The 14,931-nt window shown below is 41.8% G+C and carries 11 protein-coding genes and 1 other annotated feature; of the genes, 5 read left to right on the top strand and 6 right to left on the bottom strand.

The features are described 5' to 3' along the window. Window positions 1–101: 101 nt before the first annotated feature. Together sltY and trpR are read left to right on the top strand one after the other, a co-directional pair. On the top strand, window positions 102–2,051 hold the full coding sequence (gene sltY, locus SJY39_RS27500) for a murein transglycosylase (protein WP_016795683.1): 1,950 nt from the start codon (window positions 102–104) through the stop codon (window positions 2,049–2,051). Window positions 2,052–2,225: 174 nt separating this feature from the next. After that, window positions 2,226–2,519, top strand: coding sequence for a trp operon repressor (trpR, locus tag SJY39_RS27495; protein WP_010434864.1), 294 nt, complete (start codon window positions 2,226–2,228; stop codon window positions 2,517–2,519). A 128-nt stretch (window positions 2,520–2,647) separates the two neighbouring features. Here trpR and yjjX read toward each other — a convergent pair whose 3' ends face one another. From yjjX to SJY39_RS27465, 6 genes are all read right to left on the bottom strand, one after another. Next, complete coding sequence (yjjX, locus tag SJY39_RS27490; protein WP_010434866.1) at window positions 2,648–3,169, bottom strand: inosine/xanthosine triphosphatase; 522 nt, start codon at window positions 3,167–3,169, stop codon at window positions 2,648–2,650. Next, window positions 3,132–5,510 (bottom strand): bifunctional diguanylate cyclase/phosphodiesterase, encoded by a 2,379-nt coding sequence (locus SJY39_RS27485; protein ID WP_010434868.1) that lies wholly within the window; start codon window positions 5,508–5,510, stop codon window positions 3,132–3,134. The genes yjjX and SJY39_RS27485 overlap by 38 nt, the downstream gene beginning before the upstream one ends. 334 nt (window positions 5,511–5,844) lie before the next feature. Continuing rightward, window positions 5,845–7,020: a prephenate dehydratase gene (pheA, locus tag SJY39_RS27480; RefSeq protein WP_010434870.1), complete on the bottom strand. Its 1,176-nt coding sequence runs from the start codon at window positions 7,018–7,020 to the stop codon at window positions 5,845–5,847. A gap of 12 nt (window positions 7,021–7,032) precedes the next feature. Next, window positions 7,033–7,154 (bottom strand) — a sequence feature (Phe leader region). A 110-nt stretch (window positions 7,155–7,264) separates the two neighbouring features. Continuing rightward, window positions 7,265–7,600 carry a ribosome hibernation-promoting factor, HPF/YfiA family gene (gene hpf, locus SJY39_RS27475; RefSeq protein WP_004735034.1) on the bottom strand — a complete coding sequence of 112 codons (336 nt, stop codon included), beginning with the start codon at window positions 7,598–7,600 and terminating at the stop codon, window positions 7,265–7,267. A 428-nt stretch (window positions 7,601–8,028) separates the two neighbouring features. Then, complete coding sequence (locus SJY39_RS27470) at window positions 8,029–9,453, bottom strand: lytic transglycosylase F (protein ID WP_315897589.1); 1,425 nt, start codon at window positions 9,451–9,453, stop codon at window positions 8,029–8,031. Between the two features lie 140 nt (window positions 9,454–9,593). Then, a complete protein-coding gene (locus SJY39_RS27465) occupies window positions 9,594–10,322 on the bottom strand; it encodes an outer membrane protein assembly factor BamD (RefSeq protein ID WP_010434874.1) in 729 nt (242 codons plus the stop codon). A 137-nt stretch (window positions 10,323–10,459) separates the two neighbouring features. Between SJY39_RS27465 and rluD the strand changes: the two genes are divergently transcribed. The 3 genes from rluD to clpB all read left to right on the top strand — a co-directional run bounded on the left by rluD (window position 10,460) and on the right by clpB (window position 14,893). After that, window positions 10,460–11,434 carry a 23S rRNA pseudouridine(1911/1915/1917) synthase RluD gene (rluD, locus tag SJY39_RS27460; RefSeq protein ID WP_010434876.1) on the top strand — a complete coding sequence of 325 codons (975 nt, stop codon included), beginning with the start codon at window positions 10,460–10,462 and terminating at the stop codon, window positions 11,432–11,434. A gap of 8 nt (window positions 11,435–11,442) precedes the next feature. Next, window positions 11,443–12,177: a peptidoglycan editing factor PgeF gene (gene pgeF, locus SJY39_RS27455; protein ID WP_010434878.1), complete on the top strand. Its 735-nt coding sequence runs from the start codon at window positions 11,443–11,445 to the stop codon at window positions 12,175–12,177. Between the two features lie 142 nt (window positions 12,178–12,319). Then, a complete protein-coding gene (gene clpB / locus SJY39_RS27450; RefSeq protein WP_010434880.1) occupies window positions 12,320–14,893 on the top strand; it encodes an ATP-dependent chaperone ClpB in 2,574 nt (857 codons plus the stop codon). Window positions 14,894–14,931: the final 38 nt, after the last annotated feature.

Raw genomic sequence — 14,931 nt, 5'->3', positions numbered from 1 at the left:
GTTAAATATTAATAATATTTACACTCAAAACCTTTACATTTGATGTGATGTCGGGCGTAAATAGACTTCACGTATTCATACACGCACTAAGGAAAGAGCGAATGTTTTTCCGCATTGGTAATACGAAGGTTGCTGTGGCTGCAGCAGCAATTTTGTCTTCATTTTCACTGGCTCCGACGGTTATGGCTAGCACTGCCTCTGAGCTTGAAATGCAGCGTGATGTTTATGACAGAGCGCAAGAGGTTTTAGACAACCGAGACCTAAAAGCTTACTCGGCGCTACGTAATAAAATTCAAACATACCCTTTAACTCCATACACAGATTATCGCGCCTTTCTTATTGGCTTAGGCGATCGTACACCTGCTGAAGTGGATACTTTTATAGAAGAAAACAAAGCCCTGCCATTTTCGAATCGTATGCGCGCACCTTATCTGGATTCACTAGCCTCTCAAAAGCAGTGGCAAACGATATTGGAATTTCAAACCCAAGAGCCGACTGGCGAAAAATACCAATGTATCTATTACCGAGCTCATTATGAGCAAGGTAATCAAGAAATCGCGTTTAAAGGTGCGAAGCAACTTTGGTTAAGCGGCAGTGGTGTTGATGACGCATGTGACCCGCTTTTTGAAGAGTGGGATAAAGCTGGCTTAAGAACCGATGAGTTGATACTAGAAAGGATGTTGTTGGCGTTTGAAGGCCGTAACGGTAAGTTGATGACTTATCTAATTAAACAATTAGATTATGATGAGGCAATTGCTCAAGCCAAGCAGATGAAGGCGTTGTTCAACAAGCCTGAAGATGTTCTCGCGTTTGCCAAGAAGCACTCTGCGAATGAATTTTACCAAGCTCAAACCGAGTTTGGTTTTGAGAAACTGGCAAGGAAGTCAGCAAGCAGCGCTCAAGAGGTTTTTGATGATGTTGTGAAAGCTCAAAAGTTTTCGAAAGAAAAATCCCAAGAGCTAGCGGACTACCTAACGTTCCGCTTGATCAATACCGACTCTGAAGAGTTGATGGCGTGGCGAGACAAAATGCTCGCGAGCTCATCGAAACAGGTCTTGCTGGAGCGACGTGCTCGCTTAGCTATCCAACATGCAGATTGGACTGGCTTGAAAGAGTGGATAGCGCGCTTAGATGATAAGCATCAGGCTTCTCTTCGCTGGCAGTATTGGCAGGGTCGAGCTGAGATAGCGACGGGGGATAGCGCTCAAGGTAACAAGAGACTATCCGATATTATGGGGCAGCGTAACTTTTACAGTGTAGCGGCAGCTAAGCAGTTAGATGAGCCTATCCAGTACCCAACATCCACGTTGAAATACAATGCTGAAACAGTGAAACCTTTTAACACATCATTGACTCGTATTGGTGAGCTGATTGAACGCGATAAAATTGCGGCAGCGAAGAGTGAGTGGCGTTGGTTATTAGCCAATGCAGACAAAGACCAAAAATCGATGCTTGCGGCTCATGCTGCGACAAAGCGTTGGAATCATCTAACGGTCACGGCCAGTATATCAGCGAAGATGTGGGACAATATTACTTTACGTTTCCCAGTTGCGCACAAGTGGTGGTTCAACTTCTATGCCGAAAAACACGATATTGACCCAATCACTTTGATGTCTTTAGCGAGACAAGAAAGCGCGATGGATTCAGAAGCTCGCTCTCCTGTTGGCGCACGTGGCATCATGCAAATCATGCCGAAGACAGCTCAATACACGGCTAAAAAGCATCAAATTAAGTATCAGGGAAGCGACGACCTTTATAATGTCAGCAAGAATATTGAGATTGGTAGCCACTATTTAGAGGGTTTGCTTGCTCAATATGACAACAACCGTATTTTTGCTTTTGCCGCTTACAACGCAGGGCCTAGCAGAGTAAAACAGTGGCGTTCACGTAGTGATGAAAAGTTAGATGCGTATGCCTTTATTGAAATGATTCCATTCAAAGAGACGCGCGGTTACGTTCAGAATATCTTGATGTTCGAGACGTATTATCGAGATATTCTAGGTGAGAAAGGCGCGTTTTTGGCCCCTAATGAACTAGCCACTAAATATTAGTGGCTCGATGCTTTTTGTTTAAAGCTGAGTAATATAAAAGGCAGTGAGTTCGAACCATTTCCACTTACTGCTTTTTTGCATTGGATCAAAGTTAGTGTTTCGGTATAAAGTGTTAAACGCTTTCAATCGTTAAGCGGCTACTTCAAGCCAAAATTTAAAAGTAAGTGTAGATATATGGCATCACAACCTGAATATGATAATTGGCAACAACTAATGGATTTGGTAAAAACAGCGGCTGAAAAAGATCAGCATGAGCTGTTGTTGACCATGATGATGACATCTGATGAGCGAGATGCTTTGGTTGCTCGAGTGAATATCCTTTGTGAACTCATGAAAGGTGAAATGTCACAGAGACAGGTGAGTCAAATGTTAGGAGTGGGTGTGGCGACTATCACGCGCGGTTCAAACGAACTAAAAGCTAAATCAGAACAAGAGAAAGCTGCTATTTCGGGGTTGCTACTCAAGTAAGCCCTTAAAACAGCACACTTTAAGAATTCGATAAAAACGCTAACCACAAGTTAGCGTTTTTTGTTTCTGACTCACTCACTTTTTATCTATCGAATCTAAATGTTTGATAAAAATGCTTTCAATGAAATCTAGCTAGGGAAGTGTTCTGGGTTAACAAATGGGATCAGCGCTAAGATCAAAGCTTGATGATACACAGAACTTCGAGATAGTTGATTGTGTGTAAGTAAGCCAATTGCGCCGCCCTTTTGTTTTATGTTATCCGTTCCGAAGACTTCATCCATTACGTCTCCTAATTCATTCGCATGCTGGAGTTTATCAAGCACAACAGGTGGTAGCATTAAGCTTGCAGAGCGAGACTCGCCACGTTGACCATTTGCTTCAATTATCATCCAAGCAAAGGTAACGTTGCCTTCAATTCCAGATTCTAACCCAACATGAAAATCTGCATTTGGCAGTTCTTGGATTGCATTGTTAACGCGATTTAGAGCGCCTTGATAAGTCTCATCATTGCTCATCGGTTGATCGGACACTCCACTAGGGACGCTGATACCTTTGAATTCGAATTCAGAATCAGGAAAAGCAGAAAGGAATGCACTTTTAACGGCGTTTATTTTAGCTGGGTTCAGCGACGCAATGACGACGGATTTCATGTATTGGATTCTTTTTGTTGTCGATTAAATTGAGTTGGTGTAGTCGATACCATTCGTTCAGTTCTTCCAATGGCATCGGTTTACCGAAGTAATAGCCTTGCAGCATATCGCACTGCGCATCTTGCAACCAGTGATGCATGCTTTCGGTTTCGATGCCTTCGGCTGTGACCTTTTTGCCTTGAGCATGGCATAGCCCGATAATCGGTTTTACTATGTTCTGATTATCGGTTTCAATTAAGGTGTCTAAAAAGACTTTATCTAGTTTGATTTTTTGAGTCGGATACTGCACCAGTTGAGTGATCGAAGTATATCCAGATCCAAAGTCGTCAATCGCTAATCGATAGCCCATTAGCGAGAGTTGGTTGAGTAACGGAAAGCCTTGTGAATCTGAGTAAAATGTTTCGGTTATTTCGAAATCAATCAAGCTAGGTGGAATTTGATTAATATCAGCATGTTCTTTAATGAAGTCAGCAAGGTGCGTCGTTTCTATCCCTGCAGAAGATAAGTTAATTGATAGCTGTACCGAGTGATCAAATTGAGCCTGAAGTCGATGAAAAGACATGAATGCATTTTGAATTACCCAACGGTCAACTTGTTCGAACAATCCAGTTTGTTCAGCAATTGGAATGAATTCATCAGGTGGAACTAAACCAAGTTGTTTCGAATCCCAGCGCAATAAAACCTCAACACCAATAATATGGGCTCCGGTTGAATCCATATAGGGCATATAGACGAGTCTAAATTCGTCATCAAAGTTCTTGTCTCTGAGTGCTCGCTCGATGTTTGCTTGGCGTTGAATTACTTTGTCTAAATCTCTTGAATAGTCAGCAAATTGGTTTTTCCCCGCACGCTTGGCTTGGTACATCGCCGTGTCAGCATGTGAGATTAACTTCTCAATTGAGTGACCGTCGTTAGGGTATGTTGCAATGCCGATACTGGCTGTAATTGGAAAACTTCCAGATTCGGTGGTAAAGCCTTTTTGAAGTGGTGTCAGCAAATCGTCCGAAAACTTATGGGCGATATTTCCTCTCTGAGTGGGAGCATTGATGTACACGACAAATTCGTCTCCAGAGAGGCGAGCAGGCATACAGTGAGCGTCGTATTTTGTTTGATAATGGGCACAAATATCGGAAATACGCTTGGCGAAAGAGACCAATATTGAATCACCAATTTGATGTCCGTATTTGTCGTTAACAAACTTGAAATTATCCAGGTCAAAGTAGAGAACCCATGTTTCGGTATTTGAGCTAGGCTTTGGTAGCGATTGTTGAACAAAGGTTTGAAATTGATGCCTATTGGCTATTTGTGTTAATTGATCATTCTCAGCCAAAAGCTTAGTTTGCTGATAGGTATTATCTAACTCTTGGTACATGTCATAAAAACGCTGCGATAGACGACCAATTTCATCACGAGTACCCAAGCGTTCAATATTCTTACGTTGTTTTTTCTCTACTTGTTGTAGCTGTCTATCGAGTCGTGTTATCGGAGTAATAACACTGCGTGACAAAAGCATGAGCAATAAAATGACGGTAACTAAGGCAGAAAGTGCAAATGATAAACTTAGTTTGTTCCAAATGGAGTCGAGTTTGTTCTCTAATAGAAACTGTGCAGGGTCTACTGTGGCGTAAAGCTCTGGTGCAAGCTTTACTGAGTGAGTGACACTGTTGTCCATCGAAACCGCGATAGGTGTGAAAAACAGACTTGTTTGATAGTCGAACTCTATCTGTTTTCTCAGTGCATTAAATTTGTCGAGAGAGACCGAGACTACAACAAAAAAAACATCATTGAGTGGGCTGTTTGTGGATGGAGCAACGGCTTTTTTACCTAGCATATCATAGTGAACCAACATTCCTTCTCCTTGAGAGTTTTGGATATAGTTGGTGCTCGATGTTGCTAATGTCTCTTGGTAATGTTGATCAACAAATTCTAATATCTTAGTGTCAATCTGAGCTCTAACATCATTGCTATTGTCTGCGTAGTAATTGAGCTTTCGATCACCATTGAGGATCGCTAAGCCAGTATAACTTTCATCACCATCCTGCAATACATGTATGGCTTTTCGAAGATTACTAACCAATTCAAGATCGCGAGATAAACTCTGTTCGGTGAAAAAGTACCGCTTAACCATATCACTTTGAGTCAATGTGTAAGAGTAGCTATTGAGGAAGGCGCGAGACTGTCGAAAATGCCCGGCTAACTTTTCCATATTCAGTTGAAGTGCGTTGTCTTCGCGTTTGATGAAGCTGCTTTTCTGCGTTGAATAGATAATATAGTTAGAAGCCGCGGTACTGATCAGTATCACAGGAGTTATCAGTAGTAATATTTTAGTACTTAGCTTCATAGTTAATGACAACACTATTTATAAATTAAGCAGATGATTTTATGTTACTTAATGCTTGCTCGCTATTAATTGCACTTAGTTCGATGCGTTCCTGTGAAGGGAATTAGATTTTCGATTTATTGTTGGAAGTTTTATCAATGAAGATGGAGTGAATGAAGCTGTTGATTTGGTGAAGCTAGAAAGGTTTGATAGCTGACAATAACCTGCTAACGAATAACTAATTGAGATATAACAAAATATTTTTGTACGTCATTTGGTCGAATCGTTATTACGTTAGCAGTGATGTTATTTTACTTAGTGGTCTATCATAGGCCAAATGCTAGTCACGTCATGCTCACGACAACTTAACTTGAGTCGCCTTAATGTTTTCACTTGGGTAGCATCCCAGTACTTTCAGGTGACGGGTAATGGCCGTTAGTTCAGTTATCGCTTGTTGCATGTTATCTGAATCTAGGTGCGCCTCTAAATCAACATAGAACATCTCTTCCCAAGGGTTTCCCATGATAGGACGAGATTCCAGCTTGGTCATGTTGATACCTAGACGTTGCAAAATAAGTAGTGTCTCCACTAGGGAGCCAGCTTCTTGAGATGTCGACATAATCAACGTTGTTTTAGCTGGAATTTGAGTTGAAACCTCAACGGGTTTGCGAGCTACAACGATGAAGCGAGTATGGTTCTCTGTTTGGTTTGCAATATTGCCTTGGATAGGTTGCAGGCCGTAAAGCTTACCACTAGACGCATTACCAATAGCGGCAACATCATCACCATCCAGTTCTTTTACTTTCTTCATTGCATCTGCTGTGCTTGCACAAGATTCAAGACTCACGCCTTTTAAGCGACTCAAAAACTCACTGCATTGTTGATGTGGCTGTGGGTGTGAATAGAGTGTTTTGATGTCTTCTAAACGGATATCACTTTTCGCAACAAGGCAGTGCTCAATAGGCTGAGAAAGTTCACCAACGATGTAAAGAGTCGTGTGTTGTAGTAGGTCGTAGACTTCGTTAATTGACCCTGAGCTGGTGTTCTCAATAGGCAATACACCGTAGTCAGCATGGCCAGATTCTACCGTTGATGCTACTTCTTTGAAGTGATTACAGTTTAATTCAATCAACTCCATATTCTTACGGCTAAAATATTCACGGCTCGCCAGATGAGAGTAGGAGCCTTTAGAGCCTAAGAATGCAACGCGAGCCAGTGGCTTACGGCTTTGTGGATTCGCCAAATTTTGCAAGTATGACTGTTGCAGTAGAACGGAATCTTCAATGATTGTGTGAAACAGTTTAGTGATGTACTGCGCATCAAGCTCATATTTATCTTTACCATTGTTAATGAGCTTAACCAGAAGCTGCTGCTCACGAACAGCATCGCGTACAGGCTTTGATGTTTCTACTTTGCTTTTCGCAACTTCGATACTGAGTTTGCGACGTTCGGAAAGTAAACTCAGCAGTTCGTCATCTAAATCATTAAGACGAAGGCGGATATCATCCAGTGAAATTGAGCGGTCAGTCATAAATGTGTCCTTATAAAAAAGCCTCCCTAGTGTGGGAGGCTTCTTGTTCGTTTTTGACTTGTTTTTCTAAAACGACTCAGCCTCCGATTTACGGAAGAAAAAAGAAGTCAAAAATAAACAAAGATTGAGAGTGCATAAAAAGTGATTGTTTTATGAATGTTTAAACACAATAAGCAAGCGAGCTACGAGCGTCAAGCAAAAAAATAGCGCCTTGAGGCGCTATTTTTTAATCTGTTCTCTTTCCTTATTCTACTTCAGCTTCTAGCTCTTCAATTTCAGGCTTTTCAGCGCGGCGCGCTTCTGGTTTATGGCGTAGCTTGTTGAGTTGACGCTCTAGTTTTTGTTCTACTTCGTTGATAGCTACGTAGAGGTCGTCATGGATTGATGAAGCAACAAGTTGGCCTTTCGGTACGGTTAGAACCGCTTCAAATTTCTTTTTCTTGTTTGGTTCTTCACTAAAGCTCGCTTGGCAACCAATGATGTCTACTTGCCATTTATCAAGCTTTTTAAATTTGCTTTCTATGTGATCACGGATTGCAGAGGTAATGTCGATGTTTTTACCAGTGATGTTCATTTTCATAGAAGTTTTCCTCTGTTGTATCCCTCATGGGTTAACTTCAGATTACGACTTTTAGGAATTAAGAACGTGATCTAGATCTCATTTTTATTGGGTGGGATGAGCATTAAAATCAAATGTGATCTTACGCAAGTCTTGATATATTTTTGGCGAAAAATGCTTGTTATCCTTATGAAAAACGATAACTTGGAGGCAAGGCTTCGCTAAAAATTACATCAGTTTTTAGGGGCGTTTTACAGCCTTTTTAAAGTGCGTGATGAAAATTCACTCAATAAGATTATGTGAACTAACGCACACTTAGCTTCTGCTTTAATGGAATATTGAAAGCCCGCACCGGTTTCCTTGTGCGGGCTTTTTAGTTTTTCGTTGCTTCGCGATTTCGCAATCGGAAAGTTTCGTATGGACTCAATATGACTTTTTGAGTTTGTACGTTAATCGCTGGTTTGTAGTAATCTCGCTGTACCGTTCTCTCGGATGGTATTAATTGCCTGTAATTGTTTGTAAATAACGAAGTAGCGGTTGATATTAGTGACGTAAGTAACGGGTTCTTTACTCACATACTTACGCGTGATGATTTCTACATTCTTGAACCAGATGTTGGGGTTATAACCTTTTTCCTTGGCTATAGCTCTCATCTTTCTAATTTTAGCGGGTCCGGCGTTGTAAGATGCCAACGTAAAGTAGATTTGGTTATCAGGAGATATTGCCGGGTCATCAAAATACCGATCTTTGATAAAACGCATGTATTTCACGCCCGCGTGGATATTGTTATCCACTTTGTGAATGTTTTTAATATTGACGTTTTTGTCTCTAGCAGTACTCGGGAGTACCTGCATTACGCCAATTGCACCTCGGTGAGAAACCCTGCTCTGATCAAGTCCTGATTCTTGAAAGCCTTGAGCTGACATCATTAAAGGGTCAAATTCATACTTGCTTGAGTATTTTTCAAACACATCAGCGAGTTTAGCCACTTTGTCGACTTTGTTAGGATTGAGAGCTCGGCCTAGCCAGCGAGTATTATCGATATACTTTTGATATATCACGTTGCCGAGTAAGGTGCCGCTGCGAGAGGTTTTAACGTATTTATTGATCTCTTTCTTTAAAATTGGACTGTCTTTTCTTAATGCCCAAGCAATGCGACCATTTTCTCGTAAAGGCAAGTCGGTATGGACTTGAATATTTTCCATTACGTCAGTCCATAGTTTTGCTTTGTGACTATCGAGTATCGTGCCTTGTATATAACCTTGGTTAACTAACTCGATCAGTTCGTAGTCTTGTAATGATTCTTCGACAAAGTGGACGTGAAGTGGGGATAAATCTAATCTGTTGAGTTCTTTGTTCACTCTCTGCACACTCTCGAAATAACTTGAGCTTGCACGAATCCACACCTCTTTGTCGCTTAGTTGTTTGATATCGGTAATAGGGGGAGACTTTTTCCCAGTGATAATGAGTTCTTTGACACTTGTTATCATTGGGTCTGAAAAATCGATGGCTTGTAAGCGTTTATCGGTGACCGTTAGGTTTGCTACGGCGATATCGCCATAACCAGATTGCAACGAGGGGAGTAGGTCATCTCTTTGTATGGGGATGATTTGAACATTGAGGTAAGGGTGTTTCTTACGAAGATTTTTCTCAAAGTGATAGAGCATCTCTGCCACTATACCCTTTGGTTTGCCATCTTCTATGTAATAAAATCCAAGATCGGCCGACACGAGTACTCTAACCATTCCTTTGGTTTTAAGTACATCCAAGTCGCCCATGTAAGGCTTATTGCTTAATGGGGATAACTCCAATGAGTGGGAAATTTGGCTAAATAGCATGATCCCAATAAATAATAACAACCTACTCACATCCACACTCCATGTTGATGATTTGTTAAAAGTTATTTATTGAAGATACCGTGTATTATGCGATTCATCAAGTTTACGAAATGTGGTTAAAAAAAAGCGCGCTAATAAATTAGCGCGCTTTTTTATATTGATATGTAAGTAGTTGATTAAGGTAGTGGGTTTAGCTCAATTAACTGCTCTGTTCTTGCTACCGCATCTTCCAGACCTAGTTTTTTGTAGGCTTCTAACTGTATGTCTAAAGATTTACGAGCCGCAATGGTATCAGGGTAGGTTTTTTGTAGTTCTTGTGTACGGTTCACTGCAGCAATCCAAGCTTCACGTCGTAGGTAAAAGTCAGCCGTTGCTAAGTCATACTCTGCTAGGCGGTTTTTAAGTGCGAACATGCGTTTTTGTGAGTCTTCGGCATAAGGGCTGCTAGGGAAGCGTTCGAGCAGTCGCTTGAAGTCAGCAAAAGCAAGCTTCACGGGTTCTGGATCTCGGTCACTTCGGTCGATATTAAAAATATCGTGCATGAAGTTTCTATCTTGAGCCATGTGCGTTAAGCCACGCATGTACAGTACCCAGTCTTGTTTCTCATGGGTTGGGTTCAAACGTAAGAATCGCGAAATAGTTGCAAGGCCAAGTGCCAAGTCATCATTTTTGTAGTACGCGTAAATTAGATCCAGTTGTACTTGTTCTGAATAGGCGCCGAATGGGTAACGAGAGTCTAAGGCTTCTAGCTTTTCGATTGCTGAAAGCCAACTACCACTCTGCAGTGATTGTTGAGCGTCAGAATAAAGAACCGATGGCGGTACATCCGGTACTATTTCTTCACTACTTGAACAGCCAACTAAGAGTGATACGGCTAATAGACCCGATAAAGTAAGGTGTTTCATGTCAGGCGTCGATTCCTTGAATTAAATATTTCGTAAGCTTCCGTTACTTTCTAACCAGTAACAGATACAATGATGCAATTATTCTATTTTATCCATACTAATGGGTATTAGTCTCACGGTTTTTAAAAAAGTTCGATATGGCTCAGCAGATAACATTAACAGACACAGTAAAAAGCAGCCAGTTAGGTCAACGTTTAGACCAAGCTGTCGCTGAACTATTTACTGATTTTTCTCGCTCTCGTATTAAAGAGTGGCTTCTTGACGGCAAAATCCAAGTGGATGGCGAAGTTATCACTAAACCGCGCACTACAGTTTTGGGCGGTGAAGCGATCATCTTACAAGCGGAGCTTGCGGATGAAGAACGCTGGGAAGCACAAGATATTCCGTTAGACATTGTCTATGAAGATGATGATTTATTGGTTATCAATAAACCTCGTGACCTGGTTGTACACCCAGGCGCAGGTACGCCGGATGGAACCATACTAAACGCATTGCTTTTCCATTACCCTCAGATTGCCGAAGTACCTCGTGCTGGTATTGTGCACCGTCTTGATAAAGACACAACTGGTCTTATGGTTGTGGCTAAAACGGTTCCAGCTCAAACTCGCCTTGTACGAGCTCTTGCCAAGCGTCGTATTACTCGTGAATATGAAGCAATTGCTATTGGTAAAATGACTGCGGGCGGTGTAGTAGAGAAAGGCATTAGCCGTCATGCAACGAAGCGTACGTTAATGGACGTCAATGAATTGGGTAAGCCTGCGGTAACTCACTACCGTGTTGCTGAGCATTTCCGCGAACATACTCGTATTCGTCTGCGTCTAGAAACCGGTCGTACTCACCAAATCCGTGTTCACATGTCATATCTTCAGCATCCGCTGTTAGGTGATATAGCGTACGGTGGTCGTGCACGTATTCCAAAAGGTGCATCTGAAGAACTAACGACAATGATTCGTTCTTTTGATCGCCAAGCACTACACGCGGTTATGCTGAAGTTTGTTCACCCGATTACTGGTGAAGAAGTTGAGTTCCATGCACCTGTGCCAAATGACATGGTTGTGATGGCTGAAGCATTGCGTGTTGATGCTCGCGAAAACATAGAAGACGACATTTAATCGTGTCAATGATCATCCCTGACTGGAATGCACCACAAAACGTAAAAGCATTTGCTTCGACTCGTTTTGATGGTTGTTCTACAGGTGCTTATCAAGGGTTAAACCTTGGTATGCACGTTGGGGATGATGCTTTACTTGTTGAAAGTAATCGAACATGGCTAAAGCAACAATCTAAGATGCCCACGGCTCCGGTATGGCTAAATCAAACTCACTCAACTGATGTTGTTACGGTTTTAGAACCTGCGGTGAATGTGCTTGATGCGGATGGTACATTTACCACTGCAAAGGGTGTTGTGTGTTCTGCGATGACAGCCGATTGTTTACCGGTCATCCTTACCGATACCAAAGGTACTCAAGTTGCTGCAGTTCATGCAGGTTGGCGTGGTCTTGCTGGTGGTATTCTTGAAAATGCCGTCGCAAAGTTTTCAAACCTAGATTCAGATAACCAGATTATTGCTTGGCTTGGCCCTGCAATTGGTAAAGAGGCATTTGAGGTTGGCAACGATGTGTTGGACGCTTTTGTTCGTTTTGACGCTCAAGCGAAGTTAGCATTTAAAGCCAAATCCGAACCTGGCAAGTGGTTAGCAAACATGTCTCAGCTAGCAACCCAACGACTCAATAAGGTTGGCGTTACTTCGGTGACAGATTCGAATTTATGTACTTATACTGATTCCGATGCTTTCTATTCTTATCGTCGTGATGGCATTACTGGGCGTCAGGCTACCTTTATTTGGTTAGAGTAACTTCTAATTAATGTAATTACCCATCGAGCTCATTTATATTTCCATATAAGCTCTATTCTTCATTTTTATCCCTTGAAAATCTTCGTTACCGTATCCATCTTCTAAACATAAGATAAACATATCTAAGAGTAGGAAGGTTGGCATGCGTCTCGATCGATTCACTAGTAAATTCCAAATTGCGATATCTGATGCTCAGTCGCTCGCATTAGGTCGTGATCACCAATATATAGAACCAGTACACCTAATGGTGTCGTTGCTTAATCAAGATGGTAGTGCAATTCGTCCATTGCTTACTATGTTGAATATTGATGTGGTTCAACTTCGTTCTAAATTGAGTGAAATGTTAGACCGTGTACCGAAAGTAAGTGGTATCGGTGGTGACGTTCAGCTTTCTAGTGCGATGGGTACGTTGTTCAACCTATGTGACAAGGTGGCGCAAAAGCGTCAAGACAGTTATATATCCTCAGAAGTCTTCTTACTTGCAGCTATTGAAGATAAAGGACCTTTAGGTAACTTGCTTAAAGAGCTAGGTCTTACAGAAAAAAAATTATCTCAAGCTATCGAACAAGTTCGCGGTGGGCAGAAAGTCGATGACCCGAATGCAGAAGATCGACGTCAAGCACTCGAGAAGTTCACCATTGATCTGACTGAAAGAGCAGAGCAAGGCAAGCTTGACCCTGTGATTGGTCGAGATGATGAAATTCGTCGCACCATCCAAGTTCTTCAGCGTCGAACCAAAAACAATCCAGTTATTATCGGTGAACCTGGTGTTGGTAAAACCGCAATTGTTGAAGGCTTGGCGCAACGCATTATTAATAACGAAGTACCTGAAGGTTTAAGAGGCCGTCGCGTGCTGTCGTTAGATATGGGTTCTTTGATTGCGGGCGCTAAATATCGTGGTGAATTCGAAGAGCGTTTGAAATCAGTTCTCAACGAATTATCTAAAGAAGAAGGAAACATCATCCTCTTCATTGATGAAATTCATACTATGGTAGGTGCGGGTAAAGGCGAAGGCTCTATGGATGCCGGTAATATGCTGAAACCAGCATTGGCTCGTGGTGAGTTGCACTGTGTCGGAGCAACAACTCTTGATGAATATCGTCAGTATATTGAGAAAGATCCTGCTTTAGAGCGTCGATTCCAAAAGGTGATAGTCGATGAACCAACCGTAGAAGATACCGTTGCTATTCTCCGCGGTTTAAAAGAACGCTATGAACTTCATCACCATGTAGAAATTACCGATCCAGCTATTGTGGCTGCGGCAACATTATCTCATCGGTACGTTTCAGATCGTCAGTTACCAGATAAAGCTATTGATTTGATTGATGAGGCTGCTTCGAGCATTCGTATGCAAATAGACTCAAAGCCTGAGTCATTGGACAAATTAGAACGCAAGATAATCCAACTGAAGATCGAGCAGCAAGCGTTAACTAACGAAAATGACGAAGCCAGTGAAAAGCGTCTTCGTACATTGCAATCTGAGCTTTCCGATAAAGAACGAGACTTCGCGGAACTTGAAGAAGTGTGGAATGCAGAAAAAGCGGCTTTGTCTGGAACGCAACATATCAAATCGGAATTAGAACAAGCTCGAATGGATATGGACTTTGCAAGACGAGCTGGTGATCTTAACCGAATGTCAGAGCTTCAATATGGTCGAATTCCAGAGTTGGAGAAGCAGTTAGATCTTGCGACTCAAGCTGAAATGCAAGAAATGACGTTATTACGTAACAAAGTCACCGATGCAGAAATAGCAGATGTTCTATCGAAGCAAACGGGCATCCCTGTTTCTAAAATGCTAGAAGCTGAGAAAGAGAAGCTTCTTAAAATGGAAGGTGTTCTGCACAAGCGCGTTATTGGTCAAGCAGAGGCGGTTGAAGTGGTATCGAATGCGATTCGTCGTAGCCGTGCTGGTTTATCAGACCCAAACAAGCCGATTGGCTCTTTCTTATTTCTTGGCCCTACTGGCGTAGGTAAAACCGAACTTTGCAAAACACTCGCTAACTTTATGTTTGATAGTGACGATGCCATGGTGCGTATCGATATGTCTGAGTTTATGGAGAAACACTCTGTTGCTCGTTTAGTTGGCGCTCCTCCGGGCTATGTTGGATATGAAGAAGGTGGCTATTTAACAGAAGCTGTACGCCGTAAACCTTACTCAGTGATTTTGTTGGATGAAGTTGAGAAAGCACATCCGGATGTTTTCAATATCTTATTACAGGTTCTCGATGATGGACGATTAACTGATGGACAAGGTCGTACGGTAGATTTTAGAAATACGGTCGTGATCATGACATCTAATCTAGGCTCTTCGAGAATTCAAGAAAACTTCAATACACTTGATTATCAAGGAATCAAGAATGAGGTGATGGAAGTGGTCAGTAAGCATTTCCGTCCTGAGTTTTTGAACCGTGTTGATGAAAGTGTTGTGTTCCATCCTCTAGGCCAAGATCACATTCAGTCCATAGCCTCTATTCAGCTTGAACATCTTAAAAAGCGAATGGAAGAAAATGGTTATGAACTTGAAGTATCCGACAAAGCACTTAAGTTGATTTCTCAGGTTGGTTTCGACCCAGTGTATGGCGCACGACCATTGAAAAGAGCGATTCAACAGAGTGTCGAGAATCCGTTAGCGAAAGCGATATTGGCGGGAAAAATCAATCCTGATAAGAAAGTGCAGCTATTAGTGAATAATGACCGAATTATTGCTCATCAATAATCAAACTATGAATAATAGGTACGATTAGCCGAAATTAA

Origin of the sequence: Vibrio sp. R78045 (assembly GCF_042466085.1) — a bacterium.
In the GTDB taxonomy this organism is placed as follows: Bacteria; Pseudomonadota; Gammaproteobacteria; order Enterobacterales; family Vibrionaceae; genus Vibrio; species Vibrio cyclitrophicus.
The sequence above is the reverse complement of the archived record's forward strand: the minus strand, read 5'-3'. Positions and strand labels throughout refer to the sequence as shown.

Excerpts from the sequence above, each read along its gene's own strand:
- clpB (WP_010434880.1), top strand. The coding sequence starts at position 12,320 with ATGCGTCTCGATCGATTCACTAGTAAATTCCAAATTGCGATATCTGAT.
- yjjX (WP_010434866.1), bottom strand. The coding sequence starts at position 3,169 with ATGAAATCCGTCGTCATTGCGTCGCTGAACCCAGCTAAAATAAACGCC.
- hpf (WP_004735034.1), bottom strand. The coding sequence starts at position 7,600 with ATGAAAATGAACATCACTGGTAAAAACATCGACATTACCTCTGCAATC.
- rluD (WP_010434876.1), top strand. The coding sequence starts at position 10,460 with ATGGCTCAGCAGATAACATTAACAGACACAGTAAAAAGCAGCCAGTTA.
- trpR (WP_010434864.1), top strand. The coding sequence starts at position 2,226 with ATGGCATCACAACCTGAATATGATAATTGGCAACAACTAATGGATTTG.
- pgeF (WP_010434878.1), top strand. The coding sequence starts at position 11,443 with ATGATCATCCCTGACTGGAATGCACCACAAAACGTAAAAGCATTTGCT.
- pheA (WP_010434870.1), bottom strand. The coding sequence starts at position 7,020 with ATGACTGACCGCTCAATTTCACTGGATGATATCCGCCTTCGTCTTAAT.
- sltY (WP_016795683.1), top strand. The coding sequence starts at position 102 with ATGTTTTTCCGCATTGGTAATACGAAGGTTGCTGTGGCTGCAGCAGCA.
- SJY39_RS27465 (WP_010434874.1), bottom strand. The coding sequence starts at position 10,322 with ATGAAACACCTTACTTTATCGGGTCTATTAGCCGTATCACTCTTAGTT.
- SJY39_RS27485 (WP_010434868.1), bottom strand. The coding sequence starts at position 5,510 with ATGAAGCTAAGTACTAAAATATTACTACTGATAACTCCTGTGATACTG.